The sequence below is a fragment of the Bacillus sp. SYZHCR11 genome, assembly GCF_057196865.1.
Genome location: NZ_JBXUND010000005.1, coordinates 159,695 through 180,805, shown reverse-complemented (window position 1 = coordinate 180,805; position 21,111 = coordinate 159,695). Strand labels below are relative to the sequence as shown.

23 protein-coding genes are annotated in these 21,111 nt (G+C 47.3%); 9 read left to right on the top strand and 14 right to left on the bottom strand.

Annotated features, from left to right (window positions below; translation table 11 throughout):
• Positions 1-16: 16 nt before the first annotated feature.
• Together treC and treP are read right to left on the bottom strand one after the other, a co-directional pair.
• A complete protein-coding gene (treC, locus tag AC2CGA_RS17570) occupies positions 17-1,702 on the bottom strand; it encodes an alpha,alpha-phosphotrehalase (protein ID WP_139885638.1) in 1,686 nt (561 codons plus the stop codon).
• Positions 1,703-1,777: 75 nt separating this feature from the next.
• A complete protein-coding gene (gene treP / locus AC2CGA_RS17565) occupies positions 1,778-3,193 on the bottom strand; it encodes a PTS system trehalose-specific EIIBC component (protein ID WP_003155593.1) in 1,416 nt (471 codons plus the stop codon).
• Positions 3,194-3,464: 271 nt separating this feature from the next.
• On the opposite strand from treP, the gene AC2CGA_RS17560 reads away from it, so the two are divergent.
• The 3 genes from AC2CGA_RS17560 to AC2CGA_RS17550 are packed head-to-tail and all read left to right on the top strand — an operon-like array spanning position 3,465 to position 4,429.
• A complete protein-coding gene (locus AC2CGA_RS17560) occupies positions 3,465-3,725 on the top strand; it encodes a spore germination protein (RefSeq protein ID WP_007408496.1) in 261 nt (86 codons plus the stop codon).
• A gap of 14 nt (positions 3,726-3,739) precedes the next feature.
• Positions 3,740-3,982: a spore germination protein gene (locus tag AC2CGA_RS17555; protein ID WP_003155595.1), complete on the top strand. Its 243-nt coding sequence runs from the start codon at positions 3,740-3,742 to the stop codon at positions 3,980-3,982.
• 15 nt (positions 3,983-3,997) lie between these two features.
• The gene (locus AC2CGA_RS17550; protein ID WP_003155596.1) at positions 3,998-4,429 is read left to right on the top strand and encodes an Hsp20/alpha crystallin family protein; all 432 of its coding nucleotides are present in this window, start codon (positions 3,998-4,000) and stop codon (positions 4,427-4,429) included.
• Between the two features lie 9 nt (positions 4,430-4,438).
• Here the strand turns inward: AC2CGA_RS17550 and AC2CGA_RS17545 are convergent, their stop codons facing one another.
• Positions 4,439-4,816, bottom strand: a complete 378-nt coding sequence (locus AC2CGA_RS17545) for a DnaJ family domain-containing protein (RefSeq protein WP_003155597.1) — start codon at positions 4,814-4,816, stop codon at positions 4,439-4,441.
• A gap of 245 nt (positions 4,817-5,061) precedes the next feature.
• On the opposite strand from AC2CGA_RS17545, the gene ltaS reads away from it, so the two are divergent.
• Entirely contained in the window at positions 5,062-6,999 is a 1,938-nt protein-coding gene (gene ltaS / locus AC2CGA_RS17540) for a lipoteichoic acid synthase (protein WP_003155599.1), read from the top strand.
• Positions 7,000-7,039: 40 nt separating this feature from the next.
• Here ltaS and AC2CGA_RS17535 read toward each other — a convergent pair whose 3' ends face one another.
• Together AC2CGA_RS17535 and nagE are read right to left on the bottom strand one after the other, a co-directional pair.
• Positions 7,040-7,483: a YfmQ family protein gene (locus AC2CGA_RS17535; protein WP_003155601.1), complete on the bottom strand. Its 444-nt coding sequence runs from the start codon at positions 7,481-7,483 to the stop codon at positions 7,040-7,042.
• Between the two features lie 126 nt (positions 7,484-7,609).
• Positions 7,610-8,986: an N-acetylglucosamine-specific PTS transporter subunit IIBC gene (gene nagE, locus AC2CGA_RS17530; protein WP_484480259.1), complete on the bottom strand. Its 1,377-nt coding sequence runs from the start codon at positions 8,984-8,986 to the stop codon at positions 7,610-7,612.
• A 164-nt stretch (positions 8,987-9,150) separates the two neighbouring features.
• On the opposite strand from nagE, the gene map reads away from it, so the two are divergent.
• From map to AC2CGA_RS17510, 4 genes are all read left to right on the top strand, one after another.
• On the top strand, positions 9,151-9,900 hold the full coding sequence (gene map, locus AC2CGA_RS17525; RefSeq protein ID WP_003155605.1) for a type I methionyl aminopeptidase: 750 nt from the start codon (positions 9,151-9,153) through the stop codon (positions 9,898-9,900).
• Between the two features lie 56 nt (positions 9,901-9,956).
• Positions 9,957-10,268: a DUF3243 domain-containing protein gene (locus tag AC2CGA_RS17520; RefSeq protein WP_003155607.1), complete on the top strand. Its 312-nt coding sequence runs from the start codon at positions 9,957-9,959 to the stop codon at positions 10,266-10,268.
• Positions 10,269-10,350: 82 nt separating this feature from the next.
• The gene (locus AC2CGA_RS17515; RefSeq protein ID WP_003155608.1) at positions 10,351-10,506 is read left to right on the top strand and encodes a hypothetical protein; all 156 of its coding nucleotides are present in this window, start codon (positions 10,351-10,353) and stop codon (positions 10,504-10,506) included.
• Positions 10,507-10,684: 178 nt separating this feature from the next.
• Positions 10,685-10,819 carry a YflJ family protein gene (locus AC2CGA_RS17510; RefSeq protein ID WP_003155609.1) on the top strand — a complete coding sequence of 45 codons (135 nt, stop codon included), beginning with the start codon at positions 10,685-10,687 and terminating at the stop codon, positions 10,817-10,819.
• Between the two features lie 40 nt (positions 10,820-10,859).
• Here AC2CGA_RS17510 and AC2CGA_RS17505 read toward each other — a convergent pair whose 3' ends face one another.
• On the bottom strand, positions 10,860-11,519 hold the full coding sequence (locus tag AC2CGA_RS17505) for an MOSC domain-containing protein (RefSeq protein ID WP_025854000.1): 660 nt from the start codon (positions 11,517-11,519) through the stop codon (positions 10,860-10,862).
• Positions 11,520-11,586: 67 nt separating this feature from the next.
• Between AC2CGA_RS17505 and AC2CGA_RS17500 the strand changes: the two genes are divergently transcribed.
• The gene (locus AC2CGA_RS17500; RefSeq protein ID WP_003155611.1) at positions 11,587-11,859 is read left to right on the top strand and encodes an acylphosphatase; all 273 of its coding nucleotides are present in this window, start codon (positions 11,587-11,589) and stop codon (positions 11,857-11,859) included.
• Here AC2CGA_RS17500 and nosA read toward each other — a convergent pair.
• From nosA to AC2CGA_RS17460, 8 genes are all read right to left on the bottom strand, one after another.
• The gene (gene nosA / locus AC2CGA_RS17495; RefSeq protein ID WP_003155612.1) at positions 11,853-12,944 is read right to left on the bottom strand and encodes a nitric oxide synthase; all 1,092 of its coding nucleotides are present in this window, start codon (positions 12,942-12,944) and stop codon (positions 11,853-11,855) included. The two genes, AC2CGA_RS17500 and nosA, sit on opposite strands and share 7 nt — an antisense overlap.
• 123 nt (positions 12,945-13,067) lie before the next feature.
• Positions 13,068-13,862 (bottom strand): MBL fold metallo-hydrolase, encoded by a 795-nt coding sequence (locus tag AC2CGA_RS17490; protein WP_003155613.1) that lies wholly within the window; start codon positions 13,860-13,862, stop codon positions 13,068-13,070.
• Positions 13,863-13,913: 51 nt separating this feature from the next.
• Entirely contained in the window at positions 13,914-15,212 is a 1,299-nt protein-coding gene (gene citM, locus AC2CGA_RS17485; RefSeq protein ID WP_014304607.1) for an Mg(2+)/citrate complex secondary transporter CitM, read from the bottom strand.
• Positions 15,213-15,404: 192 nt separating this feature from the next.
• Positions 15,405-16,367 carry a tripartite tricarboxylate transporter substrate binding protein gene (locus AC2CGA_RS17480; RefSeq protein WP_052587388.1) on the bottom strand — a complete coding sequence of 321 codons (963 nt, stop codon included), beginning with the start codon at positions 16,365-16,367 and terminating at the stop codon, positions 15,405-15,407.
• A gap of 12 nt (positions 16,368-16,379) precedes the next feature.
• Positions 16,380-17,060, bottom strand: a complete 681-nt coding sequence (locus AC2CGA_RS17475; RefSeq protein ID WP_052587294.1) for a response regulator — start codon at positions 17,058-17,060, stop codon at positions 16,380-16,382.
• Complete coding sequence (locus tag AC2CGA_RS17470; RefSeq protein WP_032865769.1) at positions 17,057-18,661, bottom strand: sensor histidine kinase; 1,605 nt, start codon at positions 18,659-18,661, stop codon at positions 17,057-17,059. Before AC2CGA_RS17470 ends, AC2CGA_RS17475 begins: the two co-directional genes overlap by 4 nt.
• Before the next feature lie 241 nt (positions 18,662-18,902).
• On the bottom strand, positions 18,903-19,556 hold the full coding sequence (locus AC2CGA_RS17465; RefSeq protein ID WP_024085002.1) for a class A sortase: 654 nt from the start codon (positions 19,554-19,556) through the stop codon (positions 18,903-18,905).
• 107 nt (positions 19,557-19,663) lie between these two features.
• A partial coding sequence (locus tag AC2CGA_RS17460) for an MSCRAMM family protein (RefSeq protein ID WP_484480258.1) occupies positions 19,664-21,111 on the bottom strand: 1,448 nt, incomplete at its 5' end.

The following is a 21,111-nucleotide window of genomic DNA, read 5'->3' as shown; positions in this document are numbered from 1 at the left end:
CACCCAGATTAGTGTATCACGCTTTTGTCAGATGATAAACGATCGATTCATACGGACGGAGCGTCAATCGTTCCGGCCGCCCTCCCCTCGGTTCATCATTCGTCAGCAGCACCGTAAACCGCCAGCCGTCCGTGTCTTTAAGCGGAACCGTAAAGTCCGCTTCTTTCCCGTAGAAGTTGTTGATGCACAGAAGTTTTTCATCCTTGCCGTGTCTGACGTACGCCAGAACCGCCGGATCATCTTCAGCAAGCAGCTCAAACGTTCCTTCAGTCACGATGTCATATTCCTTTCTGAGCTTGATGAGCTTCTGATAATGGTAGAAAATTGAATCCGGGTCCCGCAAAGCCGCTTCCGCGTTAATGTCCCGATAATCATCCGCCGCCGGAATCCAAGGCGTTCCCGTCGTGAAGCCGCCGTTCGGCCCGCTGTTCCATTGAACGGGGGTTCTTGCATTGTCTCTTGATTTCTCTTTTAAAATGGCGATAATGTCTTTTTCTGACACGCCTTCTTCCTTCATCTTTTTGTAAATGTTCAGTGATTCGACATCGCGGTATGAGCCGATGTCATCGAACTTCGGATTGCCCATGCCGATCTCCTCACCTTGATAAATGTAAGGCGTGCCCTGCATCATATGAATGGCCGCCGCCAGCATTTTGGCTGATTTCGTCCGGTATACGCCATCGTCTCCGTATCTGGATACGGCCCGCGGCTGGTCATGGTTGCACCAGAATAATGCGTTCCAGCCTCCGCCGTTTTGCATCTCCGTCTGCCAAAACGCTAAAATCCGTTTCAGCTTCAGAAAATCAAACGGAGCGAGCGCCCATTTTTCACCATTCGGATAATCCACTTTTAAATGATGAAAGTTAAAGGTCATATCGAGTTCTTTATTTTCAGGGTTTGTGTACCGGATGCAGTGGTCAGCCGTTGTCGAGGACATTTCACCGACCGTCATGCTGTCATATTTCGAAAACACTTCCCGGTTCATCTCATGAAGAAATTCGTGCACGCGCGGCCCGTCCGTATAATAAGGGCGCCCGTCACGACCATCCTCGGCATCAGGAAACGATTGGTCTTTAGAAATGAGGTTGATCACATCCAGCCGGAAGCCGTCGATCCCTTTTCGGAACCAAAAATGCATCATGTCGTAAACCTGTTTTCTCATCTCTTCATTTTCCCAGTTCAAATCGGCCTGCGACACATCGAATAAATGCAGATAGTGCTGGCCTGAGGCCGGGTCGAGCTCCCAAGCGGAACCGCCGAATTTTGATTCCCAGTTGTTCGGCGCCCGGCCGTCTTCCTTTCCGTCTTTCCAAATGTAAAAATCCCGATACGGACTGTCGGGTGACGAAACCGCTTCTTTGAACCACTGATGCTCGACTGATGTATGGTTTACGACAAGATCCATGACGACCTTTATTCCTCTTTTGTGCGCTTCATCGAGAAGGCGTTCAAAATCCTCCATCGTTCCGTATTCTTCATAAATGGTGCAGTAATCGCGAATGTCATAACCGTTGTCATTCTGCGGCGAATCGTAAATCGGCGTAAGCCAAATGACATCAATCAAAAGCTTCTGCAAATAATCAAGCTTCTCGATAATACCGTTCAGATCACCGATCCCGTTTCCCGTCGTATCATTAAAGCTCTTCGGATAAATTTGATATACCGCTGCCTTTTTCCACCATGGTGTGCTGTCTGTTTTCATTTTTCTTCACCGCCTGTATTGTTTTGAATGGAAAGGGAAAAGGGACAGCCTGATAGAAGGCGCCCCGCAGGTTTTCTATTTTTGCCGTTTCAGCCGCGCATACCCGTATGTTCCCGCAAACGGGAGAATCAGCACAATCAGCATTCCGATCGCAAACGGGCCCCAGTACCGGCTCATAATGGAGAAGATCCCCGGCACGCCGCCGACACCGACCGAGCTTGCGAGAACGCCTTTGACGGAGATGAACATCCCCGCAATCCCCGAGCTGATCATGGCGATCACAAACGGAAATTTGTAACGCAGATTCACGCCGAAAATCGCCGGCTCGGTAATGCCCAAATATGCGGAAATGCCGGCCGTCAGTGAAAGCCCCCGCTGTTTTTTATCTTTTGTAATGAGCATCATGGCCAGAGCCGCCGATCCTTGAGCGATATTTGACAATGCGAGCATCGGCCATAAAAATGTGCCGCCGAGCTTTGATCCGATTAATTGAAGATCGACCGCGAGAAACGTATGATGCATCCCCGTGATGACAAGCGCCGAATACAGCCCTCCGTACAGCAGGCCTCCGATGGCGGAGAATTGGCCGAAAACGGCAATCAATCCCGCCGTCAGCGCGTTACCGATCGCAAAGGTGATCGGACCGATGATAACAAAGGATAGAAAACCGATGACCAAAAGCGTCACCGGCGCGACGACCAACAGCTGAATGCCCTCCGGCGTCCGTTTCGTCAAAAAGAGCTCAAGCCTGGCAAGTAAATAAGACGCCAGCAGAATCGGGAGCACCTGACCTTGATACCCGACTTTCTGCACCTCAAGGCCGAACAAGTTCCACACCGGAATATCGCCGCTCTGCTCGGCGGCCCCGTATCCCCATGCGTTTAACAGATCAGGATGCACCAGCATCAGCCCGAGCACGATGCCCAAAAGCGGGCTTCCTCCGAACCGCTTCACTGCCGACCAGCCGATTAAAGCCGGCAGAAAAGCGAAGGCCGTCCCCGCGATCAGATTAATCATATTGGCAAGATCCGCCCATTGCGGATACACTTGAACAATCGATTTCGTGCTGTAGAAAATGCCTTCCGCCGTTAAGATATTGTTCAGACCCATTAAAAGCCCGGCCGTGACGATCGCCGGCAAGATCGGAATAAAGATGTCCGCAAGCGTTTTCACAGCACGCTGTAAAGGATTCATGTTTTGCGATGCCGCCTTCTTCACGTCATCCTTGGACGCTTCCCCGATCCCCGTTTCCTTCACTAATTCCGCATATACTTTGTTGACCGTCCCCTGCCCGATCACGACTTGAAACTGCCCGTTTACCGCAAAAGATCCTTTGACAATGTCTATTGCATCAAGCATTTTTTGGTTTACCTTGGTTTCATCTATTAATGCAAACCGCAAACGCGTCACACAATGAGTCGCCGCCTCAATATTTTCGATTCCGCCGACAGCTTCAGCGATCTGCCGCGCAGCCCGGTTAAACTCACCCATGCCAACCCCTCCGTAACCGTTTTCATTTTGTCTCAAAAAACTTGTATATACATGTTTATGACTCTATTGTAATGATGTATATACATGTCGTCAATCTATTTTTATAGCGCTTTCATCACAAATATACTGCGAAAGACCCTGAAACAAAAAAAGCCCCGCCGGAACCGGGCCTTGACTTCTTGTTTGGTCGGGAACATGTCCGGGCGGAATTCACAACAGGAGCACAAAAAGCATACAGTACTGTACAACTAAGTTAAAGAGGTGTGAAGAGATGCCATCCACTGTTATCAACCTGTACTATTTGAAGATTAACAGTATTTCTGGCAACGGATCTATTACGATTGGGGAAGCGGCATACAACAGTCCCACCACAAATAACAAATCACAAGGACTGAACTCTTCATTCGGCGATACGTCACCTATAGAATCGATGATGGAGAACTTGTTAAATGATCCTGATGTCAACGACCAGACAGCCATCGGAACCGCAGATACCGCAAATATTACGCCGGTGCCGCCCATTATAGATTAAAGGGGTTTTTATGAATGCCTTACCAAATTAACGTCGTCAATATAAAAGTAAACGGAGCAACGCAAAACGGAAACGTCGATATCGGTCAGACCGTACAAAACAGCCACACCGCCAACAGCAAATTTGTCGGCGCGAACTTTTCTTTAGGGGATTTTTCGCCGGCCGCCGGATGTTTGAATTCGGGCCATCTTGACCCTGACGTGAGCGATCAGGATCAGATCGCCAACCCGTCAATGCCGATCGCAAATCAAATATAGGGAGGTTCTGCCGAAGTGGATATCGAAAAAATGAGAAAGTGGCTTGAGATTACAAACGAGCACAAGCCCAGCGACTTTTGGACCAATGTCCTGAAACGGAAATCTCCCGAAGATTTTTTCTCCTTACAAAAAAACACCCTGACTTATGATATTTATCAGGATGAACAGCACACATTTGTCATTGTGGAAATGCCCGGCGTTTACGAAGAAGAATTGACATTGAGGCTGCTGTCAAGAACACGGCTGCATATAAGAGGAAACATCACACCCCTTTTTCCGAAGAACATGGGCGTCTGCCAAAACCGGTATTACGGGGAAATCGATGAGACGATTGAGCTTCCTGAACCGGCTGAGCCCCACCTGTTACAGGCGCAGTGCGTAAACGGCCTGCTCCACATTTCCTACCCGCGCCTTATGGAGCACATTCCTTTTCAGAAAAAAATATAAAGAGCCGGCTTACGGGCGGCCCAGCCGTCTGTATACTTTCTCCTTATAATGAGAAGATGCGGGTTTTGAGAACATGGCTTTCTCCTCCGTCAGTTTGTCGAGTCTGACTTGTTTTTCCGTCCGTTTGTTCCGCAGGTGATCCCGCTCCTGTTCATTGCGGCACTTGGCGATCAAATAATCGAGCGTCATCAGCTCTTTCTTCAGCGCGCCCTCATCCTCGGCGATTCCGGCGTTTTTTAATATGCGGTAGCCCATTCTGAGCGACTCCGGAAGATGTGCGGCATCGTCTTTCGGCAGGGGCTTTCCCATTCCATTGATGCCGGCGAACTCTCCATCCTTAATGGCGCGCTTGATTTTATCTTCAGCCACGATATGCGCAATATCCATCACTGTTCACCTCTTTCTTCAATAGAATCGGGTGTGATCATACGGAAATTCACATCCCAGTTTGTGCCATTTGTGTTTTTTAAAGCTGTCATTCAACAGATCAACCGCCGCTGCGACAGCGTTTTTCGCCCTTTTTCCGATGAGCCTTTTCCACCTTTTCTATTTGCTGGTTTCATGGTATATTGATTACGTTCGTTTTTTCTATCGTTCCGTGTAAACCGTGATCGGAAAAAAGGAGTGTAACAATGAAAACATTTATAAAAGAAAGAGGACTTGCCTTCTTCTTGATAGCGGTCGTGTTATTGTGGGTGAAAACATATGTCGCTTATATTTTAAACTTTAACCTCGGCATAGACAACACGATCCAGAAAATATTGCTTTTTGTGAATCCGCTGAGCTCCAGCTTGTTCTTTCTTGGATTTGGGCTTCTTTTCAAGAAGAAATTACAGCAGACAGCCATTATTGTGATTCATTTTTTATTGTCTTTTTTGCTTTTTGCAAACATCGTCTATTATAGATTCTTTAATGATTTCATTACCATCCCGGTCATGATGCAGGCAAAGACAAACGGCGGCCAGCTCGGAGACAGCGCGTTCTCGTTAATGAGATGGACAGACGCCTTCTACTTCCTGGATACCGTCATTTTGATTATTTTGGCCCTTAAGATGAAAAAACCGGCTGAAAAACCGGCGAAGAAATCATTCAGAATCGTTTTGGCTTCCGCCGTGCTTGTGTTCCTGATCAACCTCGCCGTCGCGGAATCCGACCGTCCCGAGCTTTTGACACGCTCATTTGACCGAAACTATCTGGTGAAATACTTGGGCACGTACAACTTTACGATTTACGATGCCGTGCAGAATGTGAAATCAAACAGCCAGCGCGCGCTTGCCGATTCAAGCGATGTAACGGATGTGGAAAACTATATGAAGGCCAACTATGACGTGCCGAATAACGTCTACTTCGGAAAAGCCGAAGGAAAAAACGTCATCTACGTCTCATTAGAGTCTCTGCAGTCCTTTATCATTGATTACAAAATTAACGGCAAGGAAGTGACGCCGTTTTTAAACAAACTGGCGCACGATAATCAAACATTCTACTTTGATAACTTTTTCCACCAAACGGGACAAGGTAAAACATCTGATGCGGAATTTATGATGGAGAACTCTCTGTACCCGCTTTCGCAAGGTTCGGTTTTCGTCAATAAAGCGCAAAACACGCTGCAGTCCGTTCCTGCGATCTTAAAAGGCAAAAAGTACACGTCTGCCGCTTTCCACGGAAATACGCAGACTTTCTGGAACCGTAACGAAATGTACAAATCGGAAGGCATCGATAAGTTTTTCGATTCCGCTTATTATGACATGAGCGAAGAAAATACGAAAAACTACGGCATGAAAGACAAACCGTATTTCAAAGAATCCATGCCGCTCTTAAAGAGCCTGCCGCAGCCGTTCTATACGAAGTTCATTACGCTGTCCAACCACTTCCCGTTCGGAATGGATAAAGAAGACACGGACTTCCCGGCGGGAGACTTTGGCGATTCAGTCGTCAATAATTACTTCCAGTCCGCGAACTATCTGGATGAATCAATTGAACAGTTCTTTAATGACCTGAAAAAAGACGGCCTGTACGATAAGTCGATTATCGTGATGTACGGAGACCACTACGGCATCTCCGAAAACCATAATAAAGCGATGGCGAAAGTGCTCGGCAAAGATGAGATCACTGAATACGACAATGCCCAGCTTCAGCGGGTGCCGCTCTTTATCCACGCTCCCGGCGTGAAAGGCGGCCGCAATCATAAATTTGCCGGTGAAGTCGATGTCGCGCCGACCGTTCTTCATCTGCTCGGCGTCGATACGAAAGATTATCTCATGTCAGGTTCTGATATCTTATCGAAAGAGCACAGAGAAGTCATTCCGTTCCGTAACGGAGACTTCATCTCGCCGAACTATACGAAAGTGTCCGGCAAGTATTACGATACGAAAACCGGAAGACTTTTAGATGATTCAGAAGTCGACAAAAAAGAAGACTCTCTCGTCAAGACTGAGCTTGAAATGTCTGATAAGATCATCAACGGCGATCTGCTTCGTTTCTATCAGCCGAAAGGCTTCAAGAAAGTGGATCCGTCACAATTCGATTATACGAAGCGTGAAGATTCCTCAGCAGACGATCAAAAAGAATAAACAAAAGCCAGATCATTGATATGATCTGGCTTTTTTATGTTCAGCTCCCGGCGGCGGCCATAGTGCGCTTTTGCAGGCTGTCGGAAAGAACTGAATAAGCGACGACTTTCTTTTTCTGCTGCTTGACGACATCTACATGATCTTCGTAGCTGTATACAAACACCGTCACATCTTTTTTTCCTTTTCTCGTCTTAATGACAAGCGGATCGGCTCCGTTTTGCGGATGAAGATAACGCTCTTCATCCCCTGGGTATATATAATGCCGTTCGATAAACACGGCTTCGTTAAAATCATCAATCACCCGTCGTTTGTCTTCGCCTTCCAGACGTTTTCCGCCGAGGGAAACGGCAGCGGACTCGTCACTGAGCTTTGAATGGGTTTCAAACTTGCGGAGGATCCATTCCACCGCTCCGGTAGGAAGGCATGTCAGCACAATCTTAATCAGGCTTATGACAACAATTGAAACAACTGCAATCCATGTCACCTTACATCATCTCCATACTTGTTCTACATGAATCTTAACATAGAAGGAAACATTGTTTTTTGTACATTATGTGAAACTTGATATATGTTCAAAAAAAATCCGGATCACATAGGTGATCCGGATTTTTCAAGTCTGCTTCTGATCGTCAAGGCGGACGGCCTCTCTCAGCTCTTCCGCGACAAATTCGACGTTCGGCCCGATAATGACCTGCGCCGTTTTATTCCCAGTTTTGATAACCCCTTTTGCTCCCGCTTTTTTAAGCGCCGCCTCATTAATGAGAGACGTATCCTGCACGGTCAGCCTGAGGCGGGTCGCACAGTGATCAATCGTTTCGAGATTTTGCCTGCCGCCGAGCCCCTTGAGCATGGCATGTTCTTCGACGGAACCGGCCGTATCTTCACTAAGCACTTCTTCCTCATCATCTTCCCGTCCCGGCGTTTTCAAGTTTAACGTTTTGATGAGCATATAAAAGACGACAAAATAGATCACCGCATAACAAAGCCCGATAACGAGCAGCAAAAGCGGTTTTTCGGCAATGCCGTAGCTGAGGAGATAATCGATCGCCCCCGCCGAGAATGAAAAACCTGACCTGATTCCGAGAACATTCACGATAAATAAAGAGAACCCGGTTAATATAGCATGAACCCCGTACAAAAGCGGTGATAAAAACATAAATGCAAATTCAATCGGCTCTGTAATTCCGGTAATAAATGCCGTCAGCGCGAGACCGATCATCATTCCGGCCGTCGCTTTGCGCTTACTTGGCTTAGCCGCGGCAATCATTGCCAGACAAGCGGCCGGAAGCCCGAACATCATAATCGGGAAGAATCCCGTCATATAAGTCCCCGCCGTCGGATCCTTCGCAAAGAAGCGGGCCAGATCTCCCGTTTTTCCGTGAAAATCGCCAAACTGGAACCAAAAAATATTATTCAGCACATGATGAAGACCGAATGGAATCAAAAGCCGGTTAAAAATCCCGTAAATCCCGGCGCCGATCCCGCCAAGCCCGATCATCCATTCCCCGAAGGACGTAATCACCGACTGAATCGGCGGCCACACAAATCCGAAGATACCCGCCAAAATAATGGTAATCAGCGCCGTTACAATCGGAACGAGCCTGCGCCCGCTGAAAAACCCGAGATATTCGGGCAGCTTCGTATCCTTAAAGCGATTATACGTGTATCCCGCAATTAACCCCGCGATAATCCCTCCGAAAACGGCCATATTATTTGTCGAATTGATTGATTTTACAGCCGCGTCCAGCATGATATAAGAAATGGCTCCCGACAGAGCGGCGGCCCCGTTGCTGTCTTTCGAAATCCCGATCGCGATTCCGATCGCGAAAATCAGCGGCAGATGATCAAATACCGCGGTCCCCGCCGCGTAAATGAACGGAATATTTAATAAGTCCTCTCTGCCGATGGCCAAAATAATACCAACGGCGGGCAGAACGGCAATCGGAAGCATAAAAGACTTTCCGAGTTTTTGCAAAAATTGAAGCATTTTACCCATCCCCCTTCTTTTTTCTTAAATATACCACATAAGTTATCTAGTGATCTATACCAATTTTCCTTCATTTATTCACATAAGGCTTGTTGGTTTTCTATTTATAAACCAGTTGTGGTAAGCTTGAATCAGATGATTAAAAATAGAAAGCGGGAATGACAATGATTGTAACGAACGATCAAGAATTAGAAGGCCTTAAAAAAATCGGCAGAATCGTCGCGCTGGCGCGTGAAGAAATGAAGAAAAAAGCCGAGCCCGGCATGAGCACGAAAGATCTTGACCTGATCGGAAAGGCGGTGCTTGACGAGCACGGAGCCGCTTCCGCTCCGGAGAAGGAATACGATTTCCCGGGCGTGACATGCATCAGCGTAAATGACGAAGTCGCTCACGGCATTCCGAGCGCCTCTAAAATCTTAAAAGCCGGAGATCTTGTCAATATCGATATTTCGGCGGAGTTCGGCGGTTTTTATTCCGATACGGGCATTTCATTTGTGCTCGGAGAAGGCGATGAACGTCTGCAAAAGCTTTGTAACTGCGCGGCATCCGCATTTCAGAAAGGATTGGATCAGGCAAAAGCCGGCAAACGTCAAAACCAGATCGGCAGAGCCGTCTACCATGAAGCCCGCTCCAACGGATTTACCGTCATTAAAACGCTGACGGGCCACGGAATCGGCAGAAACCTCCATGAAGCGCCGAACCACATCATGAATTACTACGATCCGTTTGATAACGCGCTGTTTAAAAACGGAACCGTGATCGCGCTTGAGCCGTTTATTTCCACGAAAGCGGAAACGATTGTTGAAGCGGGAGACGGCTGGACGTATAAAACGCCGGATAAAAGCCTTGTCGCCCAAGTGGAACACACCATCGTGATCACAAAAGACAAACCGATTATTTTAACTGCATTGTAATGTTTCATCTCCCTCCCGAACAGGTATACAACAACTAACCCGAAGGAGGGAGACGCATGAAAAAAGATAAAGAAAAAATCAAAATCGAAAACGAAATACACGCCATGCACGGCGTAACGAAACAGCAGATTTTAGAGGATTTCGAGGAATTTAAGGCGTACCTTCATCAGAAAATTTCCGCCGGAAAAAAACTGGGTCTGGATGACAGCAAAATCATCAAAAGCGCCGCCATCCTCGGGGACTATCTCGCCAAACACGAGGAGCCCCGCAATGCGGAAGAAAAACTCTTACAAGAACTGTGGGACATCGCGGATGATAATGAAAAACAGCATTTGGCCCAGCTTCTCGTCAAACTTGCCGGACACTGATACAGTGCCCGGCTTTTTTATGCTCCGTTATAAGAGTTGTGCTACACTGGACATATGTCTGTGAAAGGAGCCATTTTTCAACATGTGGTTTATTATCTTCGGGTTTATTTTCTTTATTGAAAGCATCATTCTCACCGTTTACGGGGTGAAGAAAAAGAAGGGGATGCTGATTTATTTCGGCGTCGTTTTCGGAATCATGACACTCGGAACGGTGCTGTTAAAATTAACCGGCCATTAAGCATGAAAAGACCGCCCTTTACATATATATGTAAGAAAGCTTTACATCTCTGAATCGAAAGGCTCAGTTTTTGCATTATCCCTTTTCAGCGTCTTTTTATAGATGTTACAATGCCAAAAGTTTGGCAAAAACTGAAGAAACCTCCCCAGCGGGAGAACGGAGAAAGGAGTTTTCTGACATGCATTATGGCAGTAAAGGCTGGTATGTAGAAGAGTTAAAGAAAAAAGGAATTACCCACTATGAAGGAAGAAAGCTTCAAAGCTTCAAAAAGTACTTCCTTGCCAATCTGCTGGAAACAAAGAAACAAGCATAACGTAAATCAGCCGTGCTGTCAGTGCAGCACGGCTTTTTTTCTATACATTAGTGAGCCTGTCCCTTTTTTTAAGGAAGGACTCCCTCCAGCTTTCTGACAGCGCTTCTTCCCGCAGTATTTCTTCAATCGCTGACAGATTGTCTGAATCACGGTATTTCACTTCGTTCGCATACCAGACGGAAATGCTTTCTTTGCCTCTCGACAGACGCTTGAGGACGGGACGCGGATCGACATATCCTTCTTCAAGCACCCTGAAATAAAAGCCGGTAAATCCCGTCTGCTGTACACGGAGCACCATATCTTTGATGCCATATTTGAGCGCGAGTTTGACGCAGGGCTGGCGCGGCTGGCTTACTTGAACGACGGCTTCACCCAGCTGAAAGATGTCGCCGATCCACACGTCTTGTTCGGCCAGTCCTTTGACCGTTACATTCTCTCCGAACGCGGCGGCGGGAAGTTTTCTCGCGAGCGTTGTTTCCCAATATGAATAATGCTCGGCGGGATACACGCACACCGCTTTATCGGGACCTCCGTGATGCTTCAGATCAGCCTGCCCGTCCCCGTCAAAATGGGTTTTATACAGCATGACGGGAGAATCTGCGGGCCGCTTGATGATGCCTGAATTGATTTGTCTGCCGGCAAATTCATGAATTGCGGGCTTTCCGAGATTGATAGATAAGACAGAATAGTCTTGCGTCATCTCGTTCACATCCTTTGCGAAATATCCTACCTTTCCTTTATCATAGTAAGAAAAAGGTGGTTTTTCCATGCTTCAGTATCATATGATTGCAGACGGCCGGGTTCAGGGCGTAGGTTTTCGCTACTTCGTCCAGATGGAAGCCGACAGACATAAGATAGCCGGCTGGGTAAAAAACCGTGATGACGGCCGGGTGGAAATCCTTGCCGAAGGCCCTGAAGAATCGTTAAAACAATTTGCCGAAGCGGTCAGAAAAGGCAGCCCCTTCTCAAATGTCACAAACGTAACCATCGAAGAATCACACCGTCTGAAAGGGTACCGCACCTTTTCCATCAGTTACTGATAAGGCTTGTCCTGATAAAAATAATTCGGCTTCACAATCGTATCGTCATATGATTTATGAAAAATGTGGGTGGAAGCCGGCGAGATCGGCGGAATCAGCCAGGTCCAGTCGCCCGTCAGCTTTCTGCCCGCGTCTTGTTCCTGTTCTTCAAAGCGTTTAAATTGATTCGCGGCCGTATGGTGATCGACAATGCTGACACCGTGTTTTTTGTATGAATAGAGCACTGCCTTATTCAGTTCCACCAGCACCTGATCTTTCCACAGGTCGGTATTCAGGCTGGCGGAAATCCCCATGACCGAAGCGGCTTTTTTGAGCATATCATACCGCTTTTCGTCAGCAAGGTTCCTTGCGCCGATTTCAGTTCCCATATACCATCCGTTAAAAGGCGCCGCGTTGTACGACAGTCCGCCGATTTCAAGCCTCATATCGGCGATAATCGGAACCCCGTACCACCTGAGATTTAAATCGGCAAACTCTTCAATATCCGGATGGGTGATCGGCACTTCTTTCACGAGCGTCTGAGGCAGGTCATACCAGACCGGCTGCCCGTCCCCTTTCATCCGGAAAAGCAGCGGCAGAATATCAAAATCGGTCCGCTTCCCGCGCCAGCCGAGTTTTTCGCAGACAGCCGTCAGCTCATATGATGCCGGATCACCGACTCTTCCTTTTTCAGTCTCATATCCCGCATAGCGGATGAGCTGGTGATTCCAGATTTCCACTTGTTTCTCCCCGTTCTTCTCAGGAGGGAAAATCGTAATCGTCGGTTTAATTTTTCCGCCGTTCGTGGCGATTTCAATATGTTCAAATAATGCGTCACGCACCTCTTCTTTCGTGTTCACATTGCGCCGGTCAATGACGTTCAGCGATTGCCAGAACAGACGCCCGATACAGCGGTTGCTGTTGCGCCACGCCATTTTCGCCCCGTGTTCAAGCTCTTCCGCCGTATGGACGTAACTTCCCGTCCGATCTATCTCATCTTTTATCGCGTGCAGTCGCGCGTTGATTTGCGATTCCATTCCGAGTTCGTGATAGCAGACATCAATAAAATCCTTCGCCTCATCCCAAAGTATTTCCGTATGTTTCAAAAAACTCTCTCCTTCAATTTACATCTGTTTCCCATTGTATCGTTTTTAGGTGTGAACACAATGGTTTTTTTGTATCATACTGGAAACTGCGAAGAAAAAACACCTGTGATTTTCGCAGGTGTTTTACAAAACGGAATGCAGTTTTTCAGCCAGTGTAAGCAAATCCTCACGGTAGTTTTTTCCCGTCATCGGAATTCCGTGACCCGTCAAAAGCGCTTCCGGCTCCAGTTCCGCCAATTTCTGAACGGATGCGGCCGCCGTCTGCGTATCCGCTGTAAAATAGGCGGGCGGACCGTGAAGCTCTTGCTTTTGAATGACAACGTCCGCAAGCGATTCCTGTTCAACAGTGATCACGGCATCACCGGCAAGCAGCACGCGGTCTTTATCCCGGAATAATGAAATATGGCCGGGGGTGTGACCGGGCGTATGCACCCATTTCCATTCTTCAAGAAACGGAACGGTACCGTCTGAAGGCAGTGCCTGAACGGACGGAATGCGGATCGTATGGCGCGGAAACAGCGGTGACAGCTTTGCGACAAGCCCTTTTTTCGCATCGGGCCTGGCAGGCGGATAATCCGCTTTCCCCGTGACGTACGGAAGCTCCTTTTCATGAATGTAAACCGGCACATTCCAAAGCTCAAGCAGTTCTTCAATCGCACCGACATGATCAAAATGACCGTGTGTCAAAATGACCGCCTTCAGCTCATACCCCTCTTTGAACCGGCGTTTCATTTCATTTGTAATCATCTCCGACGATTGAGGCATTCCCGCGTCAACCAGAATGATTTCCCGCGGAGCTGAGGGATTTTCGATAAAGTAAACATTCGCAATCTGCACGGTCAGTCCGTAAACGCCGTCCGCCGCTTTAAAACCGGCGCCGCTTCTCACTGAAAAAAGCGGCATAAACGGATCACTCATCATGGCACCTCCTCTGATGCCTTTAGTGTGCGACGAACCGGGTGTTTTATGTTAAAAAATCGTGATTGCGCCGATGATGAGCGCAAAGGCCGTCATGACGATAACGGCAAGAACCGCCCATTTCATCGCAAATTTCTGATGTTCATCAATGGTGACCCCGGCAAGCCCGACTAATAAATGCGTCGACGGCACGAGCGGGCTTAACATATGAATCGGCTGGCCGATAATCGAAGCGCGGGCGATTTCCACCTTATCTACACCGTACGCCACGGCAGTCTCAGATAAAATGGGCAGCACACCGTAAAAATAGGCGTCATTAGGCATCAGAAACGTAAAGATACCGCTCGTTAAGGCAACAATCGCCGGAATAAAACCTCCCATCTGTTCCGGAATAAGCGATACGAGGGAAATGGCCATTTCATCAACCATCTTCGTCCCCGTTAAAATTCCGGTAAACACGCCTGCGGCAAAAATCATCGAACCGATCGCAAGCACATTGCTCGAATGGGCTGAAATGCGCTCCCTTTGATCATTAAGTTTCGGATAGTTGACAATCAGCGCGATACAAAACGCAATGATGAACAGCACGGTTAAATTCACTTTTCCTGACACTAAAAATCCCACTAAAGAAAGCGTTAACAGTAAATTGAACCACCACAGTTTCGGCCGCTTCCATTCATCTTCCGCAGCCGCAGCCGTTTCATTTGTATGGGACGGCTGCTTTAATTCGATCACCCCGAGCCTTTTCCTTTCCATCCTTCCGAGTACATAAGCGACCACAATCATACACACCATTCCGCTCGCGATGACAGGCAGCATCGGCCCCGTCAGCTCTGCCGGATCAACGCCGAGCGCACTCGCCGCACGCGGCGCCGCGCCGCCCCATGGAATCGTGTTCATGATACCCATGCCGACCCCGGCGATTCCCGCTAAAATAATCGGACGGATTCCGAGCATGATATACAAAGGCAGCATTGCGCTTGTCGTAATCATATACGTCGTCGAGCCGTCTCCGTCCAGTGCGACAAGCATGGTCAAAACGGCTGTTCCGACTACAATTTTGAGCGGGTCGCCTTTAACCAGCTTTAAAATACGCGACACCATCGGATCAAATAAACCGGTATCAATCATAATGCCGAAATAAAGAATCGCAAACATAATCATCACTGCGATCGGTGCCACCTGTTCAATACCGGAGATCATCATCTCGCCGACCCGGTTAAAAGAAAACCCGGCAATCAGCGCAAACACGATCGGCGTTAATACGAGCGCCGTTAACACTGAAAGCCGTTTTGTCATAATCAGCACCATAAAAACAAGCATCATAAGAAAGCCTAAGATTGCTAACACAGTATGTCCCCCTCATCATGAATACGCTTACATTTTAAAGGCCCGATCCCCTTTATCCGCCTTTTTGCTATCTTATGAGAATTGGATATTGAAGTAAATATTTTGGATTTTAAAGATTTTTAATTTTTTATAACCTTTTCGTTCATTTTGTTCATTTATAAATCAAAAGCCTTCCGCAAATATGCGGAAGGCTTATTTTTCGCTGCTCATCATCTCTTTATAAAACTCGGTCTGCTCTTCTAAAAAGCGTTTTGCGCCGCTGCTGTTTTTATAAAAGCTCTCCCAATCCCGTTTTTTCAACATTTGCTTCCACTCCGCGGATGAAGTAATCTGTTTCAAAGCCTGATCCCAATAGGCGATCTCGCCTCCGGTCATGTCTTTCGGCCCCATGATGCCTCTCCAGTGCGCAAAGACAAACGGCACCCCCTGCTCTTTCCATGTCGGCACATCGCTGAAGCCGGAGAGCCTTTTGTCAGACGTAACGGCCGCCAATGTGATTTTCCCTTTCCGATAGGCGTCTCTCGCTTCTGAAATGGTCATTGAGGCGGCGTCTATCTCGTGACTGATAAGAGCTTCAATGACTTCATTACTGCTTCCGTATTGAAAAAAGCGGATATCAAACGGAGAAATTCCGGCCATTTCCGCCGCTCTCGCAAAGGAGAGCTGGTCATCATTTCCGAGGCCGGGCGCAAATCCGATTTTTATGCCGCCCGGATTTGCTTTAATATCGCCGAGCAGCCGCTTTCCGCTTTTTATCTTTGAATTCTTCGGAAGAGCGACGGTCTGCCACTCTTTTGCGATAATGGCCAAAGGCGTAAAATCAGCTGCCTTCAGCCGGCTTTGTCCCAAAATTTCATTGCTTAACAGCAGACTTGAATTCATACTGATGACATCCGTTTTTCGTTCGTTTACATATTTCCAGCCGCTGTCTCCGCCTCCTCCGGGTTTATAGATGATCTTTACGGGCCGGCCTAATATTTGCTTCCGCTCTATTACCGATTGCAAAGCTTTTGCCGTTACGTCCCAGCCCCCTTGAGGCGCTGCCGGGACGACAATTTCAACCGGCCCTTCAGCTGAACGGATGCCCGCCGCCTGCCGTCCGTCAAAAGAAACCAGCGCCGCCAGCATGACAAGAAGCACTCCCAACCGCTTCATTTCTCCCATCCCTTACTCATGTGCTAAATAATATTTCCGTTCCGGCCTGCCGATAATGCCGTACTCTAATTCAGCGAGCGCTTCTTCCCGAGAAACGAGAAACTCGGCGTAGCGCCGCGCCGTTGTTCTGGAGGCACCCATTTTTTCTCCCAGTTCTTCAGCCGTCATCCCTTTTTGAGCCGTTCTGAGCGCGTTTTTGATTTTTTGAAGCGTAATCGAATTAATCCCGGTCGGCAGATCATTGTGCTGTTTTTGTTCTTTCTGACCGCTTCCGAAAAACATGTCGATCACGGACTGGCTCAGCTCCGGCTGTGAGTGCAGCCATTCTCTTTTTTCACGGTACTGCAAAAGCACTTCTGTAAATTTATGTGCCGACACCGGTTTTATGACATAATGGGCAACGCCTGATCTGAGCGCTTCCTGCAGCAGCCTTGTTTCGGCAGAAGCCGTAATAATGATGATATCAACGGAAGGAAAACGGCCGCGGATAAGCGGGAGCAGATCTGTTCCCAGCTCATCCGGCATATAAATATCCAAAAGCAGCAGATCAGGCTGCCGTTTCTCAAGCAGCGATATGGTGTCTTTGGCATTGATTGCTTTGCCAATGACATTGAATCCATCAAGATGTTCGATAAATTTTTGGTGAATTTGCGCTATTCGAAAGTCGTCCTCTGCAATCGCGATGTTAATCACACCGATTCCCCCTTTGGCCTTTCTTTCGGTATAAACACCGTAAATACGGCACCGCCGCTCTTTTGCTGCGAAATCTCAATCGCTCCCTGCAATTCACTGACGGCTTCTTTCAGATTGGCTAAGCCGTATCCTCTCCTTGTCCCCTTTGAAGAGTAGCCCTTTTCAAATATCGTTTCTGTTTTTTCCTGAGGCACGCCGTCTCCTGAATCCGCCACTTCGATGACGATATCCCTGCCGATATCGGTCATAAAAAAGGATACCTCTTTTTTCTCTTTTTCGGCGACGGCTTCGAAAGCGTTATCAATAAGATTTCCGATGATCGTAATGAGCTGGGATGAACCCACATGCTCCGGCAGCGATTCTAAAAAGCTGTTTTCATCTATTGAAAGCTTCACTTTCTTCTCAGACGCCTTTCCCATTTTTCCTAATAGTATGGCCTGAACCCGCTGTGAATGAATGTTTTGAAAGAGGATTTCGTGCTGTTCATTCTGGATGGCGTACTCTTCTTTTATCAGTTCAATGGCTTCATTATATTCTCCCAGCTCTAACAGACCGAGTATCGCGTAAAGCTTATTCGAGAATTCATGCGTTTGCGCCCGGAGATCCTCCGAGTATTTTTTCATTTCAGTCAGCTTGTTAATCAGTTTCTTGAGCTCCGTTTTTTCGCGGAAGCTGATCACCGCTCCGTATACTTGTCCGTTCTGCTTCATTTCTTTCACGTTTAAGATAAATACTTTATCTCCGGCACGCACCTCCACGTTCGGCGGTAATTCTCCCCCTGCCAACACCGGCATGAGCTTTGCGCCCGGCATGATTTCTTTTATATGCCTTCCGATCATCGGTTCCGGAAGATTCAGCATATCAGCCGCAGATAAATTCATCATGGTTACCGCGCCTTCTTTGTTTACGGCGATAATCCCTTCTTTCATCGCAAGGAGCATCGCATTGCGTTCCCTGTACAGCGCTGCAATTTCATGCGGTTCAAGGCCGAGTGTATCTTTACGGATGCTTTTTGCGAGCGCCGCCGCTCCCCCGATGCCGATAAGAAACACCAAACATGCAAAATAGCCTAAATGCCGCAAATGCGCCTTCATATCTTTTTCTATCTCATCTTGTAGAAATTCGACTGTCACCGTTCCGACGACTTCGTTATGATTTTTTTCCTCCAAAATAACCGGGGCGCTTCCCCGGACGGCCTTCATTCCGTCGGAAACCGGAGACCCGCCGAACATGACGGTTTTATTTTGCAGATTTTGATTTTCTTTCGGAATACTGCTTCGGGCCGAATGAAATGCAACATGCCCTTTTTGATCAGTGATGTAGACGGCGTGCGCGCCTGCCTGTTCTTTCATTTGTTCAATGACGTCTAACTTTGTAAAAGCCTCTTGATCCGCAAGCCGGAACGCCTCTTTTACGGGAGGCATATATGAAATGGTTTTTGCCGTTTGCACCGCCAACTGTTCAGCCTGCTTCTGCCCTTCCTTTAATTGCTGAAAGGCAAATATAACCGTGAGCGTTCCGATGACAAGTATTAATAAAGCCGTAATTAATCCGGCGATTTTCATTTGCAGAGAGACATAAAACCGCTTCGCTTCCAACACAGCACCAGCCGTCCTTTCCTCCTAAAATCATACCATTTTTTAAATCTTTATTTCTCATTTTTGAGAATTTTCGTGATCTTTTTCTCTTGTCATTTCTTTCAAAAAGTGCAGTCTGGTATAATTTCCCTCAAGAGAGATAAGAAGGATGAACTTTTTATAATCGCTGCGCAAAAAAAGACTGACAGGAGCCAGTCTCGGGATGTTTCACAACGGACGTATATTCAGTTGACAAAGTGTTTCTCTATGATGGCTGAGATACATTTGAATGACCGGAAATATCAATCAATTTTCCTTTGACGGCCAGGCGTCCTTCGGTTCTTACCGCTTTGTCGCATGTGATTAATGTAATCTCTTTATCTTTTGTCTCCTGAATTGCGTTTGCTTCTATTTCTGAAATCATGGTTTTTGATGTTACAGAATAAATATAGTCTTTTCTAAAGTCGGTAATCACGATTTGCGCACCTTTTTTTATGTGTAAAAGAGGGCCGAACAATAGGTTCTCCTGCTTCAGATGGTGGCCTGCCAACGGGTAGTTTCCCTCGCCCATTTTCTGATCCGGACGCATAGTTGCCGCGCCGATCAGCAGGTTTTCATTGGTTGTGCCTTTTAAAATCGGAAGGTCTAAATCGATGCTGCTGATGGTTATCCGTCCGATTATCGGTTTCGGTTTGCGATTAAAACTTGACTGAACTGTTTCCCTGAAACCGGGCGGATGAATGGATTCAAATTCATAGTCCGCTTTTTTCATGTTATTTTTTCGCGCCTGTTCTGCGGTCAATTCCGATTCAATTTGGCTTTTACTGAGGTACGCGATCAAACAGCCTTTCATGAGAGGAGAGGAAATGAGAAGCAGCCCGGACAAAATAAGAACGGCAATGATCATTTTTTTAACCATGAAGAAAATTCCTTTCTTGTACGTCATGCGGTGAGTATTTGGTGAGAAATGATTCTCTTTTTAAAAAAGCACCTGATCGATTCTTACATGATCAGGTGCGATAACGTCTATCTATTCCTTGCTTTCTTCTTTCTTGATACAACAGCCGCGGCTCCGCCGGCTAATAGCAGCAGAATACCGGCCGTGACCGGCATCATACCGTCCGTATCACCGGTTTTCGGCAGGTTTTTGCCTGTATTCGGGTGATTGGTTTTACCATTGGTATCAGGGTGATGCCCGCCTTGATTCGTTTGATGATTCGGTGTGTCTTTCCCAGGTGCGGGGTTTTTTAATTTCTTATTAGAAACGACGACCTCAACAGCTTTTGACTGTCCTTTTTCAATTGTGAATTCAATTGGTTTTTCGTTCAGCTGATAGCCGTCAGGCGCTTTTGTTTCGATAAATCGATACTGTCCGGGCGCTAATCCTTTCACCGTAAACCGGCCCTTTTGATCCGTCTTCCATACCGCCGGCCGTTCTTTGCTGCCGCCGGTGTTTACCGGATGTCCGGCAGAATCCGTTATCTTGAATTCAGCACCTTCCAGCACCTTATTTTTATCGTCATGATCCACTTTTGTCAGTGTTACATCACCCGGCGTCAGTGTATTCTCCACACTGATTTCGACTGGTTTTATGTCGGTATTTGTGATCTTGAATGATATTGGCGTTTGATCCAAACTGTAAAGTTCAGGCGCTTTTGTTTCGATAAATTGATATTCTCCTGCTTTCAGTCCCCGTACAACAATCTGTCCGTGCTCATCTGTCGTCAGACCTTCTCTCAGCACTTTGCCGTTTGCATCTGTCAGATTAAACTTCGCACCTTGCAGGACTTTCCGTTTGTCACCTTGATCCAATTTTGTGAGAACAACACTGTTCTTGATGTTAACTGCAGTCAGGGCAGCCTGATCCGGTTTTCCGCTGTTCTCAGCCTTAATCGTAAACCGCACAGGGGTTGTTGACAGCAGATAACCATCCGGCGCTTTTGTTTCAACAAATTGATAGTCTCCGGGCGCCAAACCGCCGGCGTCAATTTTGCCGCCTTCTTTTGTCATCAGTTCTTCTCTTACGGTTTTTCCATCACTGTCAATGATTTTAAATACTGCACCGTCTAAAACGTTTCCGTCTTGATCCTTCTTAACCAGCTGGACAGAGCCTTTATAGTTGACAAAGGTGCCGGTCTCAGACGGCTTCGGCTTTCCTTCCGCTGTTTCTGAGATGGTAAACTCTTTTTTCTCCGTATTTAACACATAACCGTCAGGCGCTTTCGTTTCAATGAATGCGTAATGACCGGGTGCAAGGCCGGATGTTTCTACTTTTCCGTCTTTATCTGAAACCAGATCGTCCTGAACCGTTTTTCCATCACGGTCGACGATTTTGAAGACTGCACCTTCAAGGTTTCGGCCTTCCGCATCTTCCTTCGTCAGCCGGACAGAGCCTTTATAGTTGACGGCCGTTCCTGCGTCAGTTGACTCCGGCTTTCCTTCCGCTGTTTCTGAGATGGTAAACTCCACTTTCT